This window comes from Streptomyces sp. NPDC054786, assembly GCF_053611685.1.
Genome location: NZ_JBSHAW010000017.1, coordinates 126,111 through 149,388, shown reverse-complemented (window position 1 = coordinate 149,388; position 23,278 = coordinate 126,111). Strand labels below are relative to the sequence as shown.

Genomic DNA, 23,278 nt, shown 5'->3' with positions numbered 1-23,278 from the left:
CCGGCCCGGCGGTCCCGGCGGGGCAGCCGGTGCGGCGTGAGGCCGATCCGCCGAACGGCGCCGGGGGCTGGTGGCACCCCCGCCGCGCCGATAGGTTCAGCCCGACCTTTGCTATCCCAAGGGGAGGGTGCATGCGCAAGGCCACCAGATGGCTGCTGTCGCTCGCGGTGCTCATAGGCACGGCGGGAGCCGGCAGCGCGTCGGCAGGGGCGGCCACCGCCGCCGAGCCGAAGACCGAGGACATCAAGGACCGGATCCTGGCGATCCGGGGGATGAGCCTCGTCGAGGAGAAGCCGGTCGACGGCTACCGCTACTTCGTCCTGAACTACACACAGCCGATCGACCACCGGCACCCCGAGAAGGGGACCTTCCAGCAGCGGCTGACCGTGCTGCACAAGTCGGTGGACCGTCCGACGGTGTTCTTCACCTCCGGCTACAACGTCAACACCACGCCGTCCCGCAGCGAGCCCACCAAGATCATCGACGGCAATCAGGTCTCCCTGGAATACCGCTACTTCACCCCGTCGCGGCCCGCGCCCACGGACTGGAAGAAGCTGGACATCCGGCAGGCCGCCAACGACCAGCACCGCATCTTCGAGGCGCTGCACCGGATCTACGGCAAGAACTGGATCGACACCGGCGGCAGCAAGGGCGGTATGACGGCGACGTACTACCGCCGCTTCTTCCCGCACGACATGAACGGCACCGTCGCCTATGTCGCGCCCAACGACGTACGCAACGACGAGGACTCGGCGTACGACCGGTTCTTCAAGACCGTCGGGACCGCGCAGTGCCGCGCCGACCTCGCCGCCATCGAGCGCGAGGCCCTGGTGCGCCGCGGGGAGATGGTGGAGCGCTTCCAGGCCTGGGCCGACAAGGAGAAGCAGACCTTCAAGACCGTCGGCAACGCCGACCGGGCCTATGAAGTCATGGTCACGGACCTGGTGTTCGGATTCTGGCAGTACCAGCCGGCCGAGACCGCCTGCGCCGAGGTGCCCAAGCCGACCGTCTCCACGGACGACCTGTGGAAGTGGATGGACAAGGTCGGCGGCTTCGACAGCTACACCGACCAGGGCATGGAGCCGTACACGCCGTACTACTACCAGGCGGGCACCCAGCTCGGTGAGCCCGGCTACGGCTATCCGCAGCTGGCCGACCTGCTGAAGTACCCCGGGATCAACAACTCCCGGTCGTTCGTGCCGAAGGACATCCCGATGCGCTTCGACAAGCGCGCGATGCCCGACGTCGATCACTGGGTGCGTCACCACGCGAACCGGATGATGTTCGTCAACGGCCAGTACGACCCGTGGAGTTCGGAGCACTTCGAGGTCGGCAAGGGCGCCCGGGACTCGTATGTCTTCACCGTGCCCGGCGGCAACCACGGCTCGAACATCGAGAAGCTGACGGAGGCCGACCGCACCAGGGCCACCGCCGAACTCCTAGACTGGGCCGGTGTCCGGGCCCCGGACGGCAAGGCCGCACCGCTGGCGCCGAACGACAAGAGGCTGGACAACCAGGAGGTCCGGCGGATGCCGATGCTGAGGCCGTGAGGCCGTAGCGAGGTGACGGACACGGCGCGTTCCCCGCGAAGGGGAGCGCGCCGTGTCCGTATCCGTCCCGCGGCCGCCTCGCTCAGTACGTCAGACCGTGGCCGATCCGGTAGAGCGGCTGCGCCGGGGCGTCGGCGCGCATTATCGCGACCGGCAGCCTGCCCGCCGGGTCCCGCCGCCCGGCGATCACCCGGGCCGCCGCCCGCAGCTCCACATCCGTCCATGAGTAGCTCGCCAGGGCCGCCCTGACACCGTCCAGCTGGGCGATGTCATACGGGTTGCGGACCGCCAGCTGCACCACCGGCTTGCCCGTGGCCAGCAGCGCGGTGACCAGCTTCCGCTGGCTCGAGTCCGCGCTCACGTTGTACGTCGCCACCACCACCGCGTCCCGCTCGCCGAGCGCCGCCACCGCCTCGTCGATCTGCTGCCGGCTCGGCGCCGCGCCCGTGGAGAGCGCGGTGGCCATGAAGCCCAGCTCGGTGAGGGCCTTCGCCAGGACCGTGGTGGGCGGCCCGCCGGTGCCCGACGGCGCGGCCGCATCGACGCCCGCCACCAGCACCCGGCGCTCCCGTCGCCGGGACAGCGGCAGGATCCCGGTGTCGTTGCGCAGCAGCGTGGTGGTGCGGTCCGCGATCCGGTCCGCGGTGGCCAGATGACTGCGGGTGCCGACCACCCGGTCCACCGCGTGGTGGGTGGTGTACGGGTCCTTGAACAGCCCGCGCCGCTCCTTGAGCAGCAGGATGCGCAGCAGCTTGGCGTCGAGGTCCCGCTCGGTCAGCTCGCCCTCGTCGAGCGCCTTGAGGACGGCGGCATGCGCGACGGAGAGGTCCGGAGGGTTCAGCAGCTGGTCGACACCGGCCTTGAGGGCGAGCACCGGCACCCGGGCGTCGCCGTACTTCTTCCGGACGCCCTCCATGCCGAGGGAGTCCGTCACCACCACACCGTCGTAGCCGAGGCGTTCGCGCAGAATGCCGGTGAGGATCGGACGGGAGAGGGTGGCCGGGTCCTCACTCGGGTCGAAGGCGGGCACGACGATGTGCGCCGTCATGATCGAATCGATTCCGGCGGCGATCGCGGCCTTGAAGGGCGGCGCGTCCAGCCGCTCCCACTCCTCGGCGGTGTGGTGGATGTACGGCAGCCCGACATGGCTGTCGGTGTCGGTGTCGCCGTGCCCGGGGAAGTGCTTGGCGCAGGAGGCGATCCCGGCGCCCTGATAGCCCTTCACCTCGGCGGCCACCATACGGGCCACGGCCTGCGGGTTCGCGCCGAAGGACCGTACGCCGATGACCGGGTTGGCGGGATTGACGTTGACATCGGCGTCCGGCGCGTAGTCCTGCCGGATGCCCATGGCGTACAGCTCCTGGCCGCCGATCCCGGCCGCCGTGCGCGCATCGTCGCGGGAGCCGCCCGCGCCGAGCGCCATCGCCCCGGGGAAGAGCGTGGCGGGCGCGCCGACGCGGGCCACTATGCCGTGTTCCTGGTCCGTGGAGATCAGCAGCGGGACGGGGACGCGCTGGGCGGCGGCGGCCTTCTGGATGCCGTTGGACAGGTCGGCGATCTGGTGCGGCTCACGGGTGTTGTGCGCCCAGCCGAAGTAGATGATGCCGCCGACGTGGTATTTGGCGATCAGCTCGGCGGCGTTGGCGACCCCGATCTCCTCCTGGTTCGCGGCGGCATCGGCCGGGTCGGGGTCGGTGGCGGAGTGCCCGTAGACCCGCATGACGAAGAGCTGCCCGGCCTTCTCCTCCGGCGTCATACGGGAGATGAGGCGGCGCAGCCGGGCCCGGGTGGCGGCGGAGGGGGCGGAAGCGGGGGAGGAGGGTTGGTGTCCGATGGAGGGCACCGCGGCGTGTGCGGCGGCGGTGCCCGCGGCGGCGGCAGCGGCGGCAGCGGTGGTCAGGACGGTACGTCTGGAGTGCATGTGCGCTCCTTCCGGAGGGCTTCCTCGGCTCATTGAAGGAAACTTCCAAGGAGACACGGATAGCCGGAAAACTATTGTCGGTCAATGACTCGATCCGTGGTGGCGCCCAGGTATTGCGGGGCGGGCGGGGATATGTGATGGCACGTCGGGCGGAAAGGCCCGCGGTCAGGAGACGGCGGGCCGGCCGAGGAGCCGCTGGAGGTAGGCGCGGCCCGGGGCCAGGAGGGCGGGGAGGTCGGCCGCCTCCGGGTACCAGCGCTTCTCGTACTCCCAGCAGAGCCAGCCTCCCGAGCCCTGGTCGTAGGTGCCCTCGGGGGCCGGCACGGGACCGTGGGCATCCGCGGGCTCCCGGCCGAGGGTGGCCAGCGCGGCCGCCAGCGGCAGGGTGCCGGCGCCGAGCGGGAGCGGGGTGCGCTCCTCGGCCGAGGCGACGTCCTTGACCTGCACATAGCCCAGATGCGGGGCGAGCGCGGCATGGGTGTCGACGGGCTCCTCGCCGCCCAGCCAGCTGTGCATCACATCCCACAGCGCCCCGATCCGGCGATGGCCCACGAGCCCCAGCACACGGGCGGCGGCCGCGCCCGTCCGGTGCGAGTCATGGGTCTCCATCAGGACCCGGACGCCCCGCTCGGCCGCGAGCGGCGCCACCGCGGCGAGCCGGCGGGCGGCGTCCGCGTCCGCCTCCGCCGCCGGCCGGTCCCCGCCGCCGGGGAAGACCCGGACGTACGGCGCCCCCAGATCGGCGGCGAGGAACACCAGCTCGGTCAGCTCGTGTGCCAGCTCCTCCTCGCCCGCCGCATCCCGGGCGGCGGCGACCTGGGCGTACCCGGCCACCGCCAGGATCTCCACCCCGGCGTCCGCGAACTGTCCGCGCACCGCGGCCCGTTCCCGCATCCCGATCAGCGGATGCACCGGTTCCTCCGGATGGGCCCGCAGCTCCACCCCCTGATACCCGGCATCGATGGCCAGCCGCAGCACCTCGGCCACCGGCATCCCCGGCACACCGAGGGTCGAAAACGCATACCGCATCGCAGGGGTCCCGCCGTCCGCGCGGTCCGTGGTGGCCATGCCCGTGCTCCTTCGCGTCGCTCACGTCATCTACGTCATCGCTGTCCTTCCCGTCCTTCCCGCCCTCCGCGCCTTCATCGCCCCCCGTGCCCGCACCGGCCGCCCGCGGTCTCACGGCGCCGGCCGCCCACGGCCTTACCGCGCCGGCCGCCCGCGGCCCTACAGCGCCAGCCGCCAGTCCTGGCCGACCAGGTCCTGCCCGAAGCTGTGGTGCGGCGACTCGGCGACCAGCTCGAATCCGGCCCGCTGATAGATGCCGCGGGCCGCGCCGAGGACGGAATTGGTCCACAGCACCATCTCGCCGTACCCGGCGTCCCGTGCGAACTCCACACAGGCGTCGACGAGTTGACGCCCCACCCCGTGGCCACGGGCGCCCGGCTCCACGAGCAGCAGCCGCAGCCTGGCCACCCCCGGCCTGCCGTCCCGTACGCACATCACCGCGCCCACCCGCTCCCCGCCCAGCTCCGCTATCCAGGTGCGGTCCCAGCGCGGGTCGAAGTCCTCGGCGTACTCCGCCACGATCCGGGCCACCAGCGCCTCATAGCTCAGATCGAAGCCGTACTCGGCGGCGTAGAGCGTGGCGTTGCGCTCCACCATCCAGCCGAGGTCCCCGGGGCCGGACGTGCGCAGCCCGACCTCGGGCCTGCGGTCCTGGGCCGGCTGCTCCGCGCGCTCGTCGAGCAGGGCGCGGATGGTGCGCATCGCGTCCACCAGGCGGGCGCGGTCGCCGGCCGGCAGCTGTCTCAGCAGCGACCCCGCGGCGTCCTGGGAACGCTCCTCCAGCACGCCGGCCGCCTCCCGGCCGCCCTCGGTCAGCGTGATGCGCTGCCGCCGGGGATCCTGCTCGGACCTGCCGCGGATGATCAGCTCGCGGTCCTCGAACCTGCCGAGCAGCCGGCTGAGATAACCGGCGTCCAGCGACAGCGAGGCACGCAGATCCGCGGCGTCCACCCGCGGATGGTTGGCGACCTCGTAGAGCACCCGGGCCTCGGTGAGGGTGAACGGGGTGTACAGATGCCGCCCGTAGTCGAGGGCGCCGATCAGGTTCGTATAGAAGCGGTTGAATCTGCGCAGCTCACGAACGTCGGCCGCGGCGTCGGGCACCGCCCCGCGCGGCGCGCCGGACGGCGGACCGGATGTCGTGCCGGACGGTGTCCCGGTGATCATGGCCAACCCCTCACCCTTGACTGAGTCAAGGATAGGCGGCCGAGGCCGATTCGACCACCGTCAATTCGGCGCGCGGCGTCGCCAGGCCGCCCGGCGGCCGCTTCACTGAAGCGTGATTCCCATCCTGCTGTGAGCGAGAGGGGCCGGGCCGTGACACGCACGACCGTACGCATCGCCATGAACGGCGTGACCGGACGCATGGGGCATCGCCAGCATCTGGTCCGCTCCCTCCTCGCCCTGCGGGAACAGGGCGGCCTCGAACTGGCCGACGGGACGGTGATCTGGCCCGAACCGGTGCTCGTCGGCCGCACCGCGCCCAAGCTGCGGGCACTGGCCGAACGGCACGGCCTGGAGCACTGGAGCTGCGACCTCGACGCCGTACTGGGCGACGACACCATCGGCATCTACTTCGACGCCCAGGTCACCGCCGCCCGCGAGGAGGCCGTGAAGAAAGCGATTGCCGCCGGAAAGCACCTCTACGTCGAAAAGCCCACCGCGAGCAGCCTCGCGGGCGCACTGCAACTGGCCCGGCTGGCCCAGGAGGCGGGCGTCAAGAACGGCGTCGTCCAGGACAAGCTCTTCCTGCCCGGCCTGCGCAAGCTCCGCCGCCTCGTCGAGGGCGGCTTCTTCGGCCGCATCCTGTCCGTACGGGGCGAGTTCGGCTACTGGGTCTTCGAAGGCGACTGGCAGCAGGCGCAGCGCCCCTCCTGGAACTACCGCGCCGAGGACGGCGGCGGCATCGCGGCCGATATGTTCCCGCACTGGGAGTACGTCCTGCACGAGCTGTTCGGGCCGGTCAGAACCGTCCAGGCGCATCTGGCCACGCACATCCCGCGCCGCTGGGACGAGTCGGCCACCCCGTACGAGGCCACCGCCGACGACGCCGCCTACGGCATCTTCGAGCTGCCCGGCGGCATCGTCGCCCAGATCAACTCCTCCTGGGCGGTCCGGGTGCACCGCGACGAACTGGTCGAGTTCCAGGTCGACGGCACCGAAGGGTCGGCCGTCGCGGGGCTGCGGCACTGCCGGGTCCAGCACCGTGCCCACACCCCCAAGCCGGTCTGGAACCCCGACCTGCCCGCGTCCGAGCCGTTCCGCGCGCAGTGGCACGAGGTCCCCGACAACGACGCCTACGACAACGCGTTCAAGACGCAGTGGGAGCTGTTCCTGCGGCATGTCGTGTGCGACGAGCCCTGGCGCTGGGACCTGGCGGCGGGCGCCCGCGGCGTCCAGCTCGCCGAACTGGGCATGCGGTCCGCGGCGGAGGGCCGCCGCCTGGACGTACCGGAGCGGGGCCGGTGAACGCGCCGGCGGACCCCTCCCTGCCCGTCGCCGGCTCCGTTACCCGACCGGCGTCCGCGCGGCCCCCGTTGCGCTCCCGTACGGTCTTCGCCGCCGCCCATGTCGTCGCCGATCCCTGCGCCGACACCACCCCGGACGGCCCGGCCGCCGTCGACTGGGACGCCACCCTCGCCTTCCGGCACCACCTGTGGTCGCACGGCCTGGGCGTGGCCGAGGCGATGGACACCGCACAGCGCGGTGCGGGCCTGGACTGGGGCACCGCCGCCGAGCTGATCCGCCGCTCCGCCGCCGAGGCCGCAGCGGTCGGCGGCCTGCTCGCCTGCGGCGCCGGAACCGACCAACTGCCGCCGCACGAAGCGTCCCTGGCCCGCATCCGCGGCGCGTACGAGGAACAGCTCGGGCTCGTCGAGGACGCCGGCGGCCGCCCGGTCCTGATGGCGTCCCGTCAGCTGGCCGCGGCCGCCACCGGCCCGGAGGACTACCGCGAGCTCTACGGCCACCTGCTGCGCCAGGCCACCCGGCCGGTGATCCTGCACTGGCTCGGCCCGATGTTCGACCCGGCGCTGGCGGGCTACTGGGGCAGCGGGGAACTCGACGCCGCCACGGAGACCTTCCTCGCCCTCATCACCGACCACCCCGGCAAGGTGGACGGCGTCAAGGTCTCCCTCCTGGACGCCGCCCGCGAAGTGCGGCTGCGCCGCCGGCTGCCGGCGACGGTGCGCTGCTACACCGGCGACGACTTCCACTACCCGGAGCTGATCGCGGGTGACGACCACGGCTTCAGCCATGCGCTGCTGGGCATCTTCGACCCGCTCGCCCGGCCCGCCGCCGAAGCCGTACGCCGCCTCGAGCGCGGGGACACCGCGGGATTCCGGGCCGTCCTGGACCCCACCGTCGCGCTCTCCCGGCACCTCTTCCAGGCACCCACCCGCTACTACAAGACCGGCGTCGTCTGGCTCGCCTGGCTGGCGGGCCACCAGTCCCACTTCACCATGGTCGGCGGTCTGCAGTCGGCCCGCTCCCTGCCGCACCTGCGGCGCGCCCACGAACTCGCCGACGGGCTCGGCCTGTTCCCCGACCCGGAGCTCGCCGCCCACCGGATGCGGAAACTGCTCGCGGTATACGGGGCGGAGGACACATGAGCGACGGCACCTCCCGGCCCCTCGACCGTCTCAGCCTCAACCAGGAGACCGTCCGGCAGTGGTCGCTGCCCGAACTGGCCGACGGCTGCGCGCGGGCCGGCGTACGGGGCGTGGGGCTGTGGCGCGCCCCGGTACAGGAGTACGGGGTGGCCGCGGCCGCCCGGCTCGTACGGGACGCCGGGCTGCGGGTCACCAGCCTGTGCCGGGGCGGGTTCCTCACCGCGCTGGACCCGGGCGAGCGGGCGGCCGCCCTGGACGACAACCGCGCGGCCGTCGACGAGGCGGCCACCCTCGGGACGGACACCCTGGTCCTCGTCTCCGGCGGACTGCCGCCCGGCAGCCGGGATCTGTCCGGCGCCCGGGAGCGGGTCGCCGACGCACTGGGCGAGTTGGGCCCGTACGCCGCACAGCGGGGCGTCCGGCTGGCGGTCGAACCCCTGCACCCGATGTACGCGGCGGACCGCTGCGTGGTCTCCACGCTCGCCCAGGCCCTGGACCTCGCCGAGCGGTTCCCCGTCGGGCAGGTGGGCGTGGTCGTCGACACCTACCACCTGTGGTGGGACGACACCGTCGGCACCCAGATCGGCCGCGCGGGCGGCACCGGCGGGGAAGCCGGCTCGCGGCTCGCCGCCTTCCAGCTCGCCGACTGGGTCACCCCGCTGCCCGAGGGCGTCCTGCTGGGGCGTGGGCAGCTCGGGGACGGCGCGGTGGATCTGCGGTGGTTCCGGGAGCGGGTCGAGGCGGCCGGCTACCGGGGGCCCATCGAGGTGGAGATCTTCCACCCGGCGCTGTGGGCACGGGACGGCACGGAAGTGCTGGCCGAGATCGTGGAGCGCTTCCGGACGCACGTGGCCTGACGAGGCACGGCGCACAGCGTGTGCCGGAGAAATAACTCAGCGGATGCGCGCAACCGTTGGCCGTCCACAAAGGTCATAGCTGACGCTGGTCCCGAAGGGGAGGGGCCCGGGGGGGCCGGGGCCGGCGTGGAGGGGGAATCGAGGGGCCCGACCATCGGACGGGCCCCTCGATGGTGATCCGGACGTCCCGCCTCCCGGCGCGGTGTCAGGCTGTCAGACCCCGGCGGTACGGTCGGTTCATGGTCAACGCAGCCGTGATCGAAGGGGTCCTGGAGCGGATCACCTACGCCAATGAGGAGAGCGGCTACACGGTCGCGCGGGTCGACACGGGGCGCGGCGCGGGCGATCTGCTGACCGTCGTCGGCGCGCTGCTCGGGGCGCAGCCGGGGGAGTCGCTGCGCATGGAAGGCCGCTGGGGCTCCCACCCCCAGTACGGCAAGCAGTTCACCGTCGAGAACTACACCACCGTCCTGCCCGCCACGATCCAGGGCATCCGCCGCTATCTGGGCTCCGGCCTGATCAAGGGCATCGGCCCGCGGATCGCCGACCGCATCGTCGAACACTTCGGCACGGACACCCTCGACGTCATCGAGAGCGAGCCCCGGCGCCTGGTCGAAGTACCGGGGCTGGGCCCCAAGCGGACGAAGATGATCGGCGCGGCGTGGGAGGAACAGAAAGCCATCAAGGAGGTCATGATCTTCCTCCAGGGCGTCGGTGTGTCCACCTCCATCGCGGTGCGGATCTACAAGAAGTACGGCGACGCCTCCATCTCCGTCGTCCGCAACGAGCCCTACCGCCTGGCCGCCGACGTGTGGGGCATCGGGTTCCTGACCGCCGACCGCATCGCCCAGTCCGTGGGCATTCCGCACGACAGCCCGGACCGGGTCAAGGCGGGCCTGCAATATGCGCTGTCGCAGTCCACGGACCAGGGCCACTGCTTCCTCCCCGAGGATCAACTGATCGCCGACGCGGTGAAGTTGCTCCAGGTGGACACCGGCCTGGTCATCGACTGTCTGGGCGAACTGGCCGCCGACCCGGAGGGGGTGGTCCGCGAGCAGGTGCCGGGCGGCGCGGACGGTGCACCGCCGGTCACCGCCGTCTACCTGGTGCCCTTCCACCGCGCCGAGATCTCCCTGGCCGGCCGGCTGACCCGGCTGCTGCGCACGGACGAGGACCGGATGCCGGCGTTCCGGGACGTCGTCTGGGACAAGGCGCTGGCCTGGCTGGCGCGGCGGACGGGCGCCGAGCTGGCCCCCGAGCAGCAGCAGGCGGTGCGGCTGGCGCTGACGCAGAAGGTCGCGGTGCTCACCGGCGGGCCGGGCTGCGGCAAGTCCTTCACCGTCCGGTCCGTCGTCGAGCTGGCCCGCGCCAAGAAGGCCAAGGTGGTGTTGGCGGCGCCCACGGGCCGGGCGGCCAAGCGGCTCTCGGAGCTGACCGGCGCGGAGGCCTCCACGGTCCACCGCCTCCTGGAGCTCAAGCCCGGCGGGGACGCCGCCTATGACGCGGACCGGCCGCTGGACGCCGATCTGGTGGTCGTCGACGAGGCCTCGATGCTGGATCTGCTGCTCGCCAACAAGCTGGTCAAGGCGGTGCCGCCGGGCGCCCATCTGCTGCTGGTCGGGGATGTCGACCAGCTGCCGTCGGTGGGCGCGGGCGAGGTGCTGCGCGATCTGCTCGACGGGTCCGGCCCGGTCCCGGCCGTCCGGCTGACCCGGATCTTCCGGCAGGCCCAGCAGTCCGGGGTGGTCACCAACGCCCACCGCATCAACTCCGGCATCCCGCCCCTGACCACCGGAATGACGGATTTCTTCCTGTTCGCCGAAGAGGACGCGGAGGAGGCCGGACGGCTGGCGGTGGATGTCGTGGCCCGCCGGATCCCGGCGAAGTTCGGCCTCGACCCGCGCCGGGACATCCAGGTCCTCACCCCGATGCACCGCGGCCCGGCCGGTGCGGGCGCCCTGAACGGCCTGCTCCAGCAGGCCGTCACCCCCGCCCGCCCCGATCTGCCCGAGCGCCGCTTCGGCGGCCGGGTCTTCCGCGTCGGCGACAAGGTCACCCAGATCAGGAACAACTACGAGAAAGGACTCAATGGCGTCTTCAACGGCACGGTCGGCGTGGTCACCGCCCTGGACTCCGACGAACAGCGGCTGACCGTGCGCACGGACGAGGACGAGGAGGTTCCCTATGACTTCGACGAACTCGATGAACTCGCCCACGCCTATGCCGTGACGATCCATCGCTCGCAGGGTAGTGAGTATCCAGCGGTGGTGATTCCGGTCACCACCAGTGCCTGGATGATGCTGCAGCGCAATTTGTTGTATACCGCTGTGACCCGGGCAAAGCGCTTGGTGGTGCTGGTCGGCTCCCGTAAGGCCCTGGGACAGGCCGTCCGCACGGTATCCGCCGGTCGGCGGTGTACGGCGCTCGATCACCGGCTCGCCGGTGCGATGTGAGGTCACTCCTCTTTCGTATTCGGGGCGAAGGGGGGCAGGATGGGCACTCAGGCGGCACTGAGTGCCGCTGTGAGGCCCTATGGCCGACCCCGAGTGCACATCCAAGGCCCAAATGGGGGAAGGTATAGGCAGTCAGGGCACCTCGAAGAAGAGGCACAACGTCGGTGAGGGATGACGTGAGCGACAACTCTGTAGTACTGCGTTACGGGGACGGCGAATACAGCTACCCGGTCGTCGACAGCACCGTTGGCGACAAGGGCTTCGATATCTCGAAGCTGCGCGCCCAGACCGGTCTGGTGACCCTGGATTCCGGTTACGGCAACACCGCGGCGTATAAATCCGCGATCACCTATCTCGATGGTGAGAACGGGATTCTTCGCTACCGCGGCTACCCGATCGAGCAGCTCGCAGAGCGCAGCACGTTCGTCGAGACCGCGTACCTCCTCATCCACGGTGAGCTGCCCACCGTCGATGAGCTGGCGAACTTCAAGCAGGACATCACGTACCACACCCTGCTCCACGAGGACGTCAAGCGCTTCTACGACGGCTTCCCCCGGGATGCCCACCCGATGGCGATGCTGTCCTCGGTCGTCAGCGCCCTGTCGACCTTCTACCAGGACAGCCACAACCCGTTCGACGAGCAGCAGCGCCACATCTCCACGATCCGGCTGCTGGCCAAGCTCCCGACGATCGCGGCCTACGCGTTCAAGAAGTCGGTCGGCCACCCGGTCGTCTACCCGAGCAATGACCTCGGGTACGTCGAGAACTTCCTGCGTATGACCTTCTCGGTGCCCGCCGCGGACTACGACCTCGACCCGGTGGTGGTCAGCGCCCTCGACAAGCTGCTGATCCTGCACGCGGACCACGAGCAGAACTGCTCCACCTCCACGGTCCGCCTGGTCGGTTCCTCGCAGGCGAACCTCTTCGCCTCGATCTCCGCCGGCATCAACGCCCTGTGGGGCCCCCTGCACGGCGGTGCCAACCAGTCCGTGCTGGAGATGCTGGAGGGCATCCAGGCCAGCGGCGGCGACGTCGACTCCTTCATCCGCAAGGTGAAGAACAAGGAAGACGGCGTGAAGCTCATGGGCTTCGGGCACCGCGTCTACAAGAACTTCGACCCCCGCGCGAAGATCATCAAGGCGGCGGCGCACGATGTCCTCTCCGCCCTCGGCAAGTCCGACGAGCTGCTGGACATCGCCCTCAAGCTGGAGGAGCACGCGCTCTCCGACGACTACTTCGTCGAGCGCAAGCTCTACCCGAACGTCGACTTCTACACCGGCCTGATCTACCGGGCCATGGGCTTCCCGACCGAGATGTTCACCGTGCTCTTCGCGCTCGGCCGGCTGCCCGGCTGGATCGCCCAGTGGCACGAGATGATCAAGGAGCCCGGCTCCCGCATCGGCCGCCCGCGGCAGATCTACACCGGCGTCGTCGAGCGCGACTTCGTGCCGGTCGAGGAGCGCTGACCGCCGCCCCCTGAGGGCAGGCCACCCCGCGCAAAGAGAAAGCGCCCCGCCTCCGGATCCCCCCACGGGTCCAGAGTGCGGGGCGCTTCCCGTGTCCCGGTTGGATTCCCCCCACGGGATCCGTCCGGGCGTTCCGGGTTGCACCGCGATCTGCCGGGACGCGCACATTCGGGAGGGCCGCTCAAAGCTCCCCGGGCACGTCGCCCCGGCCACGCGTAGCCGGGCACGATCCCCCAAGATCGGCACGGCTGTTGCAGTGCAAGCCCCGCCGGGGTGCCTGCACTGCCCGGTTAGACTCACGACCCCCCTCAATGGTTACGTTCCGATGAGTGTGATCTGGGTCTCTTGCCATACAGGGGCGAATGCGGTCAAGAGCCTCGATCTGGAGATCAAGGCCCTCGGGTATGGGTGTTGTGTCAGTTGTAAGGGCTATGTGAAATTTCGTAGCCGCAGGCTGTTGGCAACCACGAAGGTCGCGTAGTTGACCGTGGCCGCCACCCCGTCCACGCGGTTGAGCTTCTTCCCGACGCGCGCGGCGCACGAAGCGCAGGTCGTCCCGCCGACGGCGAGTTCGACCTGCGCCTGTGCGGTGGACGGGGACACCGGGATCAGGCCGATTGCCCCACGAGCTCGTAGCCCGCCTCGTCGACGGCCGCCCGCACGGCCTCCTCGTCCAGCGGTGCCTTGGATGTGACGGTGACCAGGCCGGTGGCCGCGACCGCCTGCACCGAGCTGACCCCGGCGAGCTCGCCGATCTCGGACGACACCGCCCCCTCGCAGTGACCGCAGGTCATGCCGGTGACCTTGTACGTGGTGGTCACCTCGCCGACCTGGACGTCGGTGCCGCCGGAGTGGCAGGAGCTTTCGGGGGTGCAGCAGGCGCTGTTCTCGGCCATGGGGATTCTCCTTGTGGTGCCGATGTGTTCCGTGTGGTGCCAGTGTCGGGGTGCCGTAGCGCACCGCGAGAGGCCCCGGCGGCTGCCGGTGTCTCCCGACCTTAAGCACTGTATACCCCTAGGGGGTATCAATCCAGCCTTGCGCCGCGCCCATCACGTTGCCGTGCGCCCCACCACGCGTCAGCCTGGGAGAGGGGCTCGGGGTGGCTCCGAGGAGGCGGCCGTATGGACGTACTCGCCCTCTACGGCCTGCTGGTGCTCACCACGCTGCCACCACTGATCCCCAACTCCGCCCTGCTCGTCTCCGTCGGCGTACTCGCCTCCCGCGGCGACCTGTTCCTCCCCCTGATCCTGCTGATCGTCGGCGGCAGCGCACTGCTGGGAGACCTCCTGATGTACCTCGCCGCACGGCGGTTCGGCGAACCCGTACGCAACTGGATGCGCCGCAACCCCCGCCGCCGGGCCCTGCTGGAATGGACCTCCCACCACATCCAGCGCTACGGCCTGCCGTTCGTGATCGCCGTACGGTTCCTGCCCAGCGGCCGGATCGCCGGCGCCCTGGCATCCGGGGTGCTGCGCTACCCACTGCGCAAATACGCGCTCGGCGCCGCTATCGCCGAGGCGACCTGGGCGACGTACTCGGTCGGCCTCGGCTATGTCGGCAGCGCCACCACCGGCCGCCCGCTCTACGCCGCCGGCATCGGCTTCGGCGTCTCCTGCGCGGTCGCCGCGGTCGGCGCCACGATCCAGTGGGCCGCCCGCCGCCGCACCCTGCGCGAACGGCCGGAGGAAAGCGGCGAGGGCGAGAGCGGGACGCCCAAGGAGGGCGACGAAGGCCGCGGCGAGGGGTGGAGCGGCCGGGCCTCATCCGCCGCGCCCGCCGGATTGTCAGTGGGTGCCCTTACAGTTCAGACATGACCTCGATTACGGAGAGTGACGACTCGGATCTGCCGCGGGTGCGGATCGAGCCGTGGACGACGGCCGACCTCGCACTGCTGCACAGGACCAACACACCGGAGATGACCCACCATCTGGGCGGCCCGGAGACCGAGGAACAACTGCTCGCCCGGCATACGCGCTACCTCGACCTCGGCGGGGTGGGGCAGATGTTCCGCATCATCCTCGAACCCGAGGGCGCGGTGGTCGGATCCATAGGCTTCTGGGAGCTGAGCCGGCGCGGAGAGAAGGCGTACGAAACGGGCTGGGGCGTGCTGCCCGAGTTCCAGGGCCGGGGCATCGCCGTGGCAGCGGCGCGCAAGGTCATCGCGGCGGCCGGCGCCGAGGGCTGGTACCGCACGCTGCACGCCTTCCCCTCCGTGGAGCACGCCGCGTCCAACGCGGTCTGCCGCAAGGCGGGATTCACCTTCGCGGGAGAGTGCGCCTTCGAGTACCCGAAGGGGCACATGATGCGCTCCAACGAATGGCGGCTGGACCTGACCACGGAAGCGGGGCAGCCAATGGCGTCCCCCCGTGCCGACGACAGCGCCGACGACAGCGCCGACGACCGTGCCGACGAAGGGAGTTGAGGCGGGGGAGTGTGGTGGAGGGGGAACGGCGGGGGCCCCCGAGCGACGGGACCCCGGGGCGCTCACGCGCGCGGAGTCGCCGTACCGGCGGTGGCCCGGACATCCGCCACGGCGACCGGCTCGCCGGTGCGTCGCGAACGCTCGCACGCCTCGGCGATATACAGCGCCTCCAGCGCCTCCGCCGGCGAGCACGGGCTCGACGCACGCCCCGCCACGACTTCGGCGAAGACGCCCAGCTCCGTGACGTAGGCGTCGTGGAAGCGCTCCATGAACGTGGCGTACGGGTCGGCCGCCCGCTGCCACGACAGCTTCGCCTCGGCGGACGGCAGCGGCGCCCGGTCGTCGAGGCCGACGAAGCGGGCGCCCTCGGAGCCGCAGACCTCCAGCCGGACGTCGTGGCCCGCGCCGTTGTAGCGGGTCGCCGTGACGGTGGCCAAGGTGTCGTCGTCGAAGCGCAGCAGCGCCGCGCAGGTGTCCACATCGTCGCCGTCGGCGAAGAAGGAGGCGCCGCGGTTGGCGCCCTGGGCGTAGACCGAGACCACCTCACGGCCGGTGAGCCAGCGCAGGATGTCGAAGTCATGGATGCTGCAGTCCCGGAACAGCCCGCCGGAGGTGGGGATATAGCCGGCGGGCGGCGGCGTCCGGTCGCTGGTGCAGGCGCGCAGGGTGTGCAGCCAGCCCAACTCGCCGGAGTGCAGCGCCGCACGGGCGGTGCGGTAGCCCGCGTCGAAACGGCGCTGGAAACCGATCTGCACCGGCACGGAACCGGCCTGCGCCCGCTCCACCACACCGACGGTGCCCGGCACGTCCAGCGCGACCGGCTTCTCGCAGAACACCGGCACCCCGGCGTCCAGGGCCTGGTGGATCAGCGCGGCGTGTGCGCTGGTCGCGGCGGTGATCACCACTCCGTCGAGGCCGTCCGCGTACATCTCCTCGATGCTCGCGGCGGACCGTACGCCCAGGGTCTCCGCCAGCGAAGCGGCGCGCGCGGTGTCCACATCCGCGACGACGATGCCGGTGACGCCCGGGACGCTCAGCAGGGTGTGGGCATGGAACGCGCCGATGCGCCCGGTGCCGATCAGACCGATCTTCATGCCTCGGTTCCTTTCCGGTGAGGGGAGGTGGGGCGAGGGGGTGAGGGAGAGGAGGGGGAGGGAGGGGAGGGGAGAGGGGAGGGGGAATGGGCGAGTTGTGGGGCGGAAGCGAGTGCGGCGAGCGGGGGTGAGGTGAGCGGGGGAGCGGGGGGAGGCGAGTGGGGTGACGGGGGGATGGGGCTGCCGGGGCGGAGAGCGCGGGAAGCCCGTGTCCCTCACGCCGCCGTTTGGAACGGTCCAACGGGCGCCATCACCGGCACCCTGCATGTCCTGATGTCCGCATGTCAACCATTCTGCAGGTGCGTACGGTTGTGCATTGACGCCGACCTGCGCCGATGGGAGGATTTCCGTCTATGGAACGGTCCAACCAGCCCACCGACGGACGGTCCGCAGAGCGGTCCGGTGTGCGGCCGGGAGCGGACCGGCATCCGACGATCCGCGGTGTCGCCGAGCGTGCGGGCGTCTCCAAGTCGCTGGTCTCGCTCGTGCTGCAGGGCTCACCGCGGGTCAGCGATGCCAGGCGGCAGGCCGTGCTGGAAGCCATCGAGGAGCTGGGCTACCGGCCGAACGCCGCGGCCCGCAGCCTCGTCGCACGCCGTACCCACACCGTCGGCGTGCTGCTGCACGATATGCGCAACCCCTGGTTCGTCGAGGTCCTCGACGGCCTGAACTCCCTGCTGCAGGCGCACGGTCTGCGGATGCTGATGGTCGACGCCCGGCTGGACCGGCGGGCCGGCCAGGACTTCGCCCGGACCTTCCAGGAGCTGCGGGTCGACGGCATCGTCGTCGTCGGCACGCTCCCGGACACCGAAGGCCTCGCCGAGGTCGCCGAGCGGCTGCCGACCGTCATCGCGGGCAACCACGAACCCCGGCTGCCGCGCGTCGACCTCGTCGCCAACGACGACGAGCGCGGCGCCCGGCTCGCCACCGAGCACCTCATCGGCCTAGGTCACCGTCGGATCGCCCATATCGCCGGACAGGGACTGGTCGGCGAGCTGCGCCGCCGCGGCTTCGAGGCCGCCGTACGCGCGCACGGCCTGGCGGCGAGCACCATCGTGGAGAGCGGCGACGGGACCGAGGAGGGCGGCTATCGTGCGGCCGTCCGGCTGCTCAGCCCCTCGCGCGGCACCGGACACCCCGCCGCCGAACGCCCCACCGCCGTCTTCGCGTTCAACGACATCTCCGGCGTCGGTGCCCTGTCCGCCGCCCAGGAGCTGGGCCTGGACGTCCCCGCCGACCTCTCCCTCGTCGGCTACGACAACACCTATCTCGCCCGCATCCGCCACCTCTGGCTGAACTCGGTGAACAACGCCAGCCACGAGGTCGGCCGACGGGCGGCACGCTGCCTCCTGGACCGCATGGAGCACCCCGACGCCCCGGCCGGGCAGCAACTCGTGGCCCCGGAACTGGAGATCAGGGGCTCGACGGCACCACCTCGGCCCGCCTGACCCGTCCTGCCTTACGCCGTCCCGCCCCGCAGTTCGCGGTCCACCGCCCGCAGCAGGGTCAGCAGCATCCTGTTCAACGGGGTGGCGATGCCGTGCCGTTCACCGGCCCCGACCACCGCGCCGGTGAGGAACTCATGCTCCAGCGGGCGGCCCGCGAGGCGGTCGTAGAGCATCGAGGAGCCGCCGTCCCGGGGAGCGGTGGCGTACAGCTCAAGCGTCCTGGCGATGTCCGCTTCGCCGATGTCCGCGCCCTCGGCACGCGCGACAACGGCCGCCTCGCGCAGCAGATCGCGGGTGAGCGCGGCCATCTCCGGGTCGGCGAAGATCCCTATCCGCTGCTGGAGAAGGGCGGTGATCGGGTTGGCCGCGAGGTTCGTGAACAACTTGCGCCAGGCGGCCGTGGTGAAGTCGGAAACGCGGTGCACCCGCAGCTCGCTGCCGTCCAGCAGCGCGGCGAACCGGTCGGCCAACGGGCCCTCGGGTACATGGAGTTCACTGGCGACGTGATGCAGGACCCGGCCGGGCGCGGTGCGCTCCGCCGAGATGTAGACCACGGTGGGGAGGATGCGGGTGCCTCGCGGAACGAGCGGAGCGACACGCTCCTCCAGGCCGATGCCGTTCTGCAGCACCGCGACGGCGGTGTCCCGGCCGCACAGTCGCCGCAGCCAGCCCTCGGCGCTCGCGGTGTCCTGCGCCTTGGTGGTCAGCAGCACCCAGTCGACCGGCGTCACCTGAGCGGGATCGGTGACGATACGCACCGCCGCGGGCCGGACCGTGCCGCCGCTCTCGACGCTCAGACCGTCCAATGGGCTGCGGACGCACAGCGTGACGTCGAGGCCGGCCCACCGGGCAAGGGCGGCGGTGTAGCCGCCGATCGCGCCGCCGCCGATCACCGCGATCCGGGCGGGTGCCGCTGCTGGGGATGTCCGGGGCATACCTCGATCGTAGAGGCCGGGGCAGCCTGACGGGTGGGTGCCGCCCGGGTCCCGGCGTCGCCCGGGCTCCGGGGCCCGGGTCCGGTCCGGTGGCTCTCAGCGCCGGCCGCGTTGGCCCGGCCGCTGCGCCACCCACGCTCTGACCGTGTCGGCGAACCAGTACGGTTTTCCGCTCTCCACCAGATCCGGTTCGGGCAGCAGCCCGTGCTTGCGATAGGAGCGCACGGTGTCCGGCTGCACCTGGATGTGCGCGGCGATCTCCTTGTACGACCAGAGCTTGCGGTCGGTCATCTCTGCCACCTCCTGAGCGCCGTACGCAGGGTCGGCCCGGGGGAGCCGGCAAGGGGCTGCGTACGGCCTGGTGATCACTCACCCTGTGCCTGGACAACGACACCGAGTAACCATCGGGGAGGGGCTGTTGATCGGCTGTGACGGAAGCCGCGCGTAACGGTGACAGCCGTGACGCGAGGCGGATGGCTGTGACGGGGGCGGGACGGTCCGGCCCGGCGGCGGCCGGCCCCGCCCGGCCCGGGGAAAACCGTGCGAACAGCGGTGTGGCGGGCCGGTCCCCCAGCTGGGAAACCGACCCGCCACTCCTGCCCGCGGATCTGCCGGACGGCAGGCCGCCCGAAGCGGATCAGGCGTAGAGCGCCCGCCAGGTCTTCTTGTCGACCTTGCCGTTGGCGGTCAGATGGTGCCCGGACTGGAACTTCTTCACCGCGGCCCGGGTCTTGGGGCCGAAATACCCGGTCACATCTCCCCAGGGGAGATAGCGGCGGTTCGCCAGCAGGCACTGCACCTGCGAGACGCGGTCGCCGCGCTGACCGTAGACGGTGGGGGCGTTCCCGTTGTAGTACGCACAGGCGGCCAGCGTGCCGGGCCGGCCGCCGGCCGGACTGTCGGCGGACGCCGGACCGGTGAGCAGTCCGGCGGTCAGCAGACCCGCGGTCGCGGTCAGGACGGCCGTGCGCTTGACGGCATGGCTGAGAGCGTGGGCATTCACGAATTCCACCGTTTCCCCCGTTGGATGTGATTCCACCCGTATTGACGCCGGGGGCCCGGTTCGCGGTTCCGGCGACGCCTCAGCACTTCTCGCTCAGCGCCGTACGCACTCCTCCGCTGCGGCCCTTTCCCGTTCGCTGCGGCCGGTCCCCGTCGCCGCCGTCAGCTCCCGTTCGTCGCCGCCTTGCGCAGCTCGTGCTCCAGATCCTCCAGGGCCAGCCCCTTCGTCTCCGGTGCGTACCGCTTGCAGAACACCAGCGACAGAACGCACATCACGCCGAAGAACCAGAACGTGGTGCCCGCGCCGACCGCATCGAGCAGCAGCGGGAAGGCGAGCGCGACCCCGAAGTTGACCAGCCACATCATGAACACCGCGGCGCCCATGGCCAGTCCGCGCACCTTGAGCGGGAACATCTCGGCGAGCAGCAGCCAGACACCGGTGTTGAGGGTGGCCTGCATGAACGCCATGTAGAGAACCATCAGACCGAGGACGAGGGCGCTGACGGCGGTGGAGTGCGGCAGGCGGAACGCGGCGCCGAGCAGGGCGAGCGAGACGGCCATACCGGCCAGACCGGAGAGCAGCATGGGCCGCCGGCCGACCCGGTCGATCAAGGACATTCCGATCGCGGTGGCCAGGACGGAAATCGCCCCGACGGCGATGGTGGCGGTGATCGAGGCGCCGGTACCCAGACCGGTCGACGCCAGGATCTTGGGCGCGAAGTAGACGACCGCGTTGACACCGGTGATCTGCTGGACGACCGCCAGCCCGATGCCGACCAGCAGCAGCCGCCGCACCCACGGCGTACGCAGCTGCTGCCAGGCACCGCGCCTGGCGTCGGTCTCCAGGGCACGGGCACGGTCGATACGGGCCAGCTCGGCGGGAACGTCCTCGGCGGGCAGCGTACGGTGCAGCACCCGGGCCGCCTCGTCCTGCCGGCCCTTGCTGATGTACCAGCGTGGCGTGTCGGGCAGGAAGAAAAGCCCGATGAACAGCGCCACGGCGGGCAGCGCCGCAAGGCCCAGCATCCAGCGCCAGGCCGCCCAGTGCGCCAGGACGGCATTGATGAGATAGGCGAGCAGCTGACCGCTGACGATCATCAGCGAGTTGAAGGAGACCAGCCGGCCGCGGATGTGCGGGGGCGCGACCTCGGAGAGGTAGAGCGGGGTGATGACGGAGGCGCTGCCGACGGCGAGCCCGAGGACGAAGCGCGCCACGGTCATGAAGGCAACGCTCGGGGAGAGCGCGACGGCCAGCGCACCACCGATGAACACGGCGCCCGCCCACAACAGGGAGTTGCGCCGGCCCAGCGCATCGGACATCCGGCCGCCGATCAGCGAACCGAAGGCCGCGCCGATCAGCAGCGCGCTGGTGATGATGCCCTCGCCCAGAGAGGTGAGGCCGAAATGACCCTCCATGAAGGGGAGGGCGCCGGAGATCACTCCGGTGTCGTAGCCGAACAGGGCGCCGCCGAGGGCGGCAATGGCAGCGATGCCGACGATGAAGCGCTTGGCGCTGCGGGCCCGCACGCTCTCGCGCGGGCCGGCGGACGCCACCTGGCTGGTCGGAGCCGCCATCCTCAGCTCCGGTGCGCCGGACCGGCCAACCCGGCGGCCGGGGCGGAGGACAAATACAGGGGTATGGGGCCGGGGCGGAGCTGGGTGGCGCCGGGAGGTACGTCGTACATGGTGCGGGGCCTTTCGGTGGAACGGGGCCTTCCGGTGGATCAAGGGCGGGCGCGGCCCGGGGACAGGGGTCTCCCCTGGGGCGGGGCGTGCCGGTGGGACGTGTGGTGGGTGGCGTTCGGTGGGACGGCTGGCTCGGCGTGCGGTGGGACTGCGTGGCTCGGCGTTCGGTGGGACTGCGTGGCCCGGCGTTCGGTGGGACTGCGTGGCTCGGTGGTGGCTCGGCGTTCGGCGGTACGGGGCGGCCCGGGGGCGGGGCGCGCCTCAGCGATACAGCGCCTCAGCGATACAGCGCCTCAGCGATACGGCGCCTCAGCGATACGGCGCCTCAGCGATACGGCGCCTCAGCGATACAGTGCGGGCCGCTCGATCAGTTCGACGGTCACGCGCTCGCCGGTGGTCTGTGCCCGCACGCCCGCCTCGCACACCGCGGCCGCGGCGTAGCCGTCCCAGCAGCTGGGACCCTCGACCTCGCCACGCCGGGTGGCGTTCACCCAGCGCTGCACCTGCCGGTCGTAGGCATCCTCGAAGCGCTCCACGAAACCGGGGGTGATGGCGCCGCCCCAGCGGCCCGCGACGTTGCTGAACACTCCGTGGTCGTCGCCGATCCTCGCGGTGCCGCCCTCGCAGACCGCCTCGCAGCTGACCTGGTAACCGAAGCCGCAATTCACGAAGAGCTCGGTGTCCACGACCTGGCCGCCCGCGGTCTCGAAGAGGATCAGCTGCGGGTCGCTGAGGCCCTCCGGGGCGTTTCCGGTCGGAGCCGCGCGCAGCACACGGACCGCGGTGATCTCCTCCTCCAGCAGCCAGCGGGTCACATCGATCTCGTGCACCACCGAGTCATTGATCATCATCGCGTTGGTGAAGCCGGGCGGGGTGTCGGCGTTGCGATGCTTGTTGTGCAACATCAGCGGACGCCCATAAGTGCCTTGGTCCAGAAGGGACTTGAGGGTGCGGTAGTCGGCGTCGTAACGCCGCATGAATCCGACCTGGACGCGGCGGTGACCCAGCGCCTGCTCGGCCTCCAGGACGCGCAGCGCGGAGGCGGCGTCCGGCGTCAGCGGCTTCTCGCACAGCACGGGCAGATCACGCGCGAAGGCATCCAACAGCGCCGCCTCGTGCACGGGGCCCGGGGAGGCGATCAGTACGGCGTCCACGGCGGGGTCGTCCATGGCGGCGGCCGGGTCGGTGTACGGGGTGCACCCTTCGATGCCGTCGGCGAGGTGCTTGATGCGGTCCGCATCGATGTCGACCACGGCCGCCACCCGGGCACCGCTGATCACCTCATTGATCCGGCGTACATGGTCGGCGCCCATCCGGCCGGTGCCGATGACCGCCACACCCAGCGTTTCGTGCGAAGTCATGTCGTCCTCAAGTCCTTACGTGCTACAGCGTGTGATGTACCCTGGGGAACTGATTACTCTCCGTAATCGTTGCCGGGGTGTGAGGAGGCGTCGTGAGGCATACGCATGCGAGACATACATACCTGGGGCGCGCGTATCAAGGCGCACGGCCGCAGGGCGCATGACCTCAGGGCGCACGGCCGCAGGGCGCACGGCCTCAAGCTGTACGGCCGCAGGGCGCACCGCCTCAAGCTGTGCGGCCTCAATGCGTGCCCGTCGAGGCGCCCATGCCGAGCTGCGTATCGAGGAACGCGCAGTGAGGCGCGCACCCGCGAGGCCTACGTGTCGAGGCGCTGGCAGGCAAGGCACCCGCAGGCGAGGCGCCCGCAGGCGAGGCGCCCGCAGGCGAGGCGCCCGCAGGCGAG

The 23,278-nt window shown here is 71.2% G+C and carries 19 protein-coding genes and 1 pseudogene; 9 read left to right on the top strand and 11 right to left on the bottom strand.

Translation table 11 applies throughout. The features are described from left to right. The first annotated feature begins 131 nt into the window (after window positions 1-131). A complete protein-coding gene (locus ACWGI6_RS16650) occupies window positions 132-1,550 on the top strand; it encodes a S28 family serine protease (protein ID WP_453268175.1) in 1,419 nt (472 codons plus the stop codon). 82 nt (window positions 1,551-1,632) lie between these two features. On the opposite strand, the gene ACWGI6_RS16645 is transcribed toward ACWGI6_RS16650, so the two are convergent. From ACWGI6_RS16645 to ACWGI6_RS16635, 3 genes are all read right to left on the bottom strand, one after another. Further along, window positions 1,633-3,471: a glycoside hydrolase family 3 protein gene (locus ACWGI6_RS16645; protein WP_453268174.1), complete on the bottom strand. Its 1,839-nt coding sequence runs from the start codon at window positions 3,469-3,471 to the stop codon at window positions 1,633-1,635. Window positions 3,472-3,636: 165 nt separating this feature from the next. Further along, window positions 3,637-4,500, bottom strand: coding sequence for a sugar phosphate isomerase/epimerase family protein (locus ACWGI6_RS16640; RefSeq protein ID WP_453268186.1), 864 nt, complete (start codon window positions 4,498-4,500; stop codon window positions 3,637-3,639). Window positions 4,501-4,698: 198 nt separating this feature from the next. Continuing rightward, window positions 4,699-5,706 carry a bifunctional helix-turn-helix transcriptional regulator/GNAT family N-acetyltransferase gene (locus ACWGI6_RS16635; RefSeq protein WP_453268173.1) on the bottom strand — a complete coding sequence of 336 codons (1,008 nt, stop codon included), beginning with the start codon at window positions 5,704-5,706 and terminating at the stop codon, window positions 4,699-4,701. 150 nt (window positions 5,707-5,856) lie between these two features. Between ACWGI6_RS16635 and ACWGI6_RS16630 the strand changes: the two genes are divergently transcribed. The 5 genes from ACWGI6_RS16630 to ACWGI6_RS16610 all read left to right on the top strand — a co-directional run bounded on the left by ACWGI6_RS16630 (window position 5,857) and on the right by ACWGI6_RS16610 (window position 12,926). Continuing rightward, window positions 5,857-7,008 carry a Gfo/Idh/MocA family protein gene (locus tag ACWGI6_RS16630; RefSeq protein ID WP_453268172.1) on the top strand — a complete coding sequence of 384 codons (1,152 nt, stop codon included), beginning with the start codon at window positions 5,857-5,859 and terminating at the stop codon, window positions 7,006-7,008. Window positions 7,009-7,028: 20 nt separating this feature from the next. Continuing rightward, window positions 7,029-8,150 carry a dihydrodipicolinate synthase family protein gene (locus ACWGI6_RS16625; RefSeq protein ID WP_453268185.1) on the top strand — a complete coding sequence of 374 codons (1,122 nt, stop codon included), beginning with the start codon at window positions 7,029-7,031 and terminating at the stop codon, window positions 8,148-8,150. Further along, a complete protein-coding gene (locus ACWGI6_RS16620; RefSeq protein WP_453268171.1) occupies window positions 8,147-9,007 on the top strand; it encodes a sugar phosphate isomerase/epimerase family protein in 861 nt (286 codons plus the stop codon). Before ACWGI6_RS16625 ends, ACWGI6_RS16620 begins: the two co-directional genes overlap by 4 nt. 239 nt (window positions 9,008-9,246) lie before the next feature. Further along, window positions 9,247-11,460: an SF1B family DNA helicase RecD2 gene (gene recD2, locus ACWGI6_RS16615; RefSeq protein WP_453268170.1), complete on the top strand. Its 2,214-nt coding sequence runs from the start codon at window positions 9,247-9,249 to the stop codon at window positions 11,458-11,460. Between the two features lie 176 nt (window positions 11,461-11,636). Continuing rightward, the gene (locus tag ACWGI6_RS16610; protein ID WP_380906893.1) at window positions 11,637-12,926 is read left to right on the top strand and encodes a citrate synthase; all 1,290 of its coding nucleotides are present in this window, start codon (window positions 11,637-11,639) and stop codon (window positions 12,924-12,926) included. A 471-nt stretch (window positions 12,927-13,397) separates the two neighbouring features. Here the strand turns inward: ACWGI6_RS16610 and ACWGI6_RS16605 are convergent. After that, window positions 13,398-13,544 (bottom strand): annotated as a pseudogene (locus tag ACWGI6_RS16605) (cation transporter); the annotation flags it as partial. Next, window positions 13,535-13,822, bottom strand: a complete 288-nt coding sequence (locus ACWGI6_RS16600; RefSeq protein ID WP_453268169.1) for a heavy-metal-associated domain-containing protein — start codon at window positions 13,820-13,822, stop codon at window positions 13,535-13,537. The pseudogene ACWGI6_RS16605 and the gene ACWGI6_RS16600, both read right to left, overlap by 10 nt. A gap of 225 nt (window positions 13,823-14,047) precedes the next feature. Between ACWGI6_RS16600 and ACWGI6_RS16595 the strand changes: the two genes are divergently transcribed. Together ACWGI6_RS16595 and ACWGI6_RS16590 are read left to right on the top strand one after the other, a co-directional pair. Further along, on the top strand, window positions 14,048-14,740 hold the full coding sequence (locus ACWGI6_RS16595; protein ID WP_453268168.1) for a DedA family protein: 693 nt from the start codon (window positions 14,048-14,050) through the stop codon (window positions 14,738-14,740). After that, the gene (locus tag ACWGI6_RS16590) at window positions 14,737-15,348 is read left to right on the top strand and encodes a GNAT family N-acetyltransferase (RefSeq protein ID WP_453268167.1); all 612 of its coding nucleotides are present in this window, start codon (window positions 14,737-14,739) and stop codon (window positions 15,346-15,348) included. Before ACWGI6_RS16595 ends, ACWGI6_RS16590 begins: the two co-directional genes overlap by 4 nt. Before the next feature lie 62 nt (window positions 15,349-15,410). Here ACWGI6_RS16590 and ACWGI6_RS16585 read toward each other — a convergent pair whose 3' ends face one another. Continuing rightward, on the bottom strand, window positions 15,411-16,442 hold the full coding sequence (locus ACWGI6_RS16585) for a Gfo/Idh/MocA family protein (RefSeq protein WP_453268166.1): 1,032 nt from the start codon (window positions 16,440-16,442) through the stop codon (window positions 15,411-15,413). 353 nt (window positions 16,443-16,795) lie between these two features. On the opposite strand from ACWGI6_RS16585, the gene ACWGI6_RS16580 reads away from it, so the two are divergent. Beyond that, complete coding sequence (locus tag ACWGI6_RS16580) at window positions 16,796-17,890, top strand: LacI family DNA-binding transcriptional regulator (RefSeq protein WP_453268165.1); 1,095 nt, start codon at window positions 16,796-16,798, stop codon at window positions 17,888-17,890. 11 nt (window positions 17,891-17,901) lie between these two features. Here the strand turns inward: ACWGI6_RS16580 and ACWGI6_RS16575 are convergent, their stop codons facing one another. From ACWGI6_RS16575 to ACWGI6_RS16555, 5 genes are all read right to left on the bottom strand, one after another. Then, a complete protein-coding gene (locus tag ACWGI6_RS16575) occupies window positions 17,902-18,825 on the bottom strand; it encodes a 2-dehydropantoate 2-reductase (protein WP_453268164.1) in 924 nt (307 codons plus the stop codon). Between the two features lie 96 nt (window positions 18,826-18,921). Next, window positions 18,922-19,116, bottom strand: coding sequence for a helix-turn-helix transcriptional regulator (locus ACWGI6_RS16570; RefSeq protein WP_453268163.1), 195 nt, complete (start codon window positions 19,114-19,116; stop codon window positions 18,922-18,924). Between the two features lie 346 nt (window positions 19,117-19,462). Continuing rightward, the gene (locus ACWGI6_RS16565) at window positions 19,463-19,828 is read right to left on the bottom strand and encodes a peptidoglycan-binding domain-containing protein (protein ID WP_453268162.1); all 366 of its coding nucleotides are present in this window, start codon (window positions 19,826-19,828) and stop codon (window positions 19,463-19,465) included. Between the two features lie 161 nt (window positions 19,829-19,989). Next, on the bottom strand, window positions 19,990-21,402 hold the full coding sequence (locus ACWGI6_RS16560) for a sugar porter family MFS transporter (protein WP_453268161.1): 1,413 nt from the start codon (window positions 21,400-21,402) through the stop codon (window positions 19,990-19,992). Between the two features lie 452 nt (window positions 21,403-21,854). Beyond that, window positions 21,855-22,874 carry a Gfo/Idh/MocA family protein gene (locus tag ACWGI6_RS16555; protein WP_453268160.1) on the bottom strand — a complete coding sequence of 340 codons (1,020 nt, stop codon included), beginning with the start codon at window positions 22,872-22,874 and terminating at the stop codon, window positions 21,855-21,857. Between the last annotated feature and the right edge of the window lie 404 nt (window positions 22,875-23,278).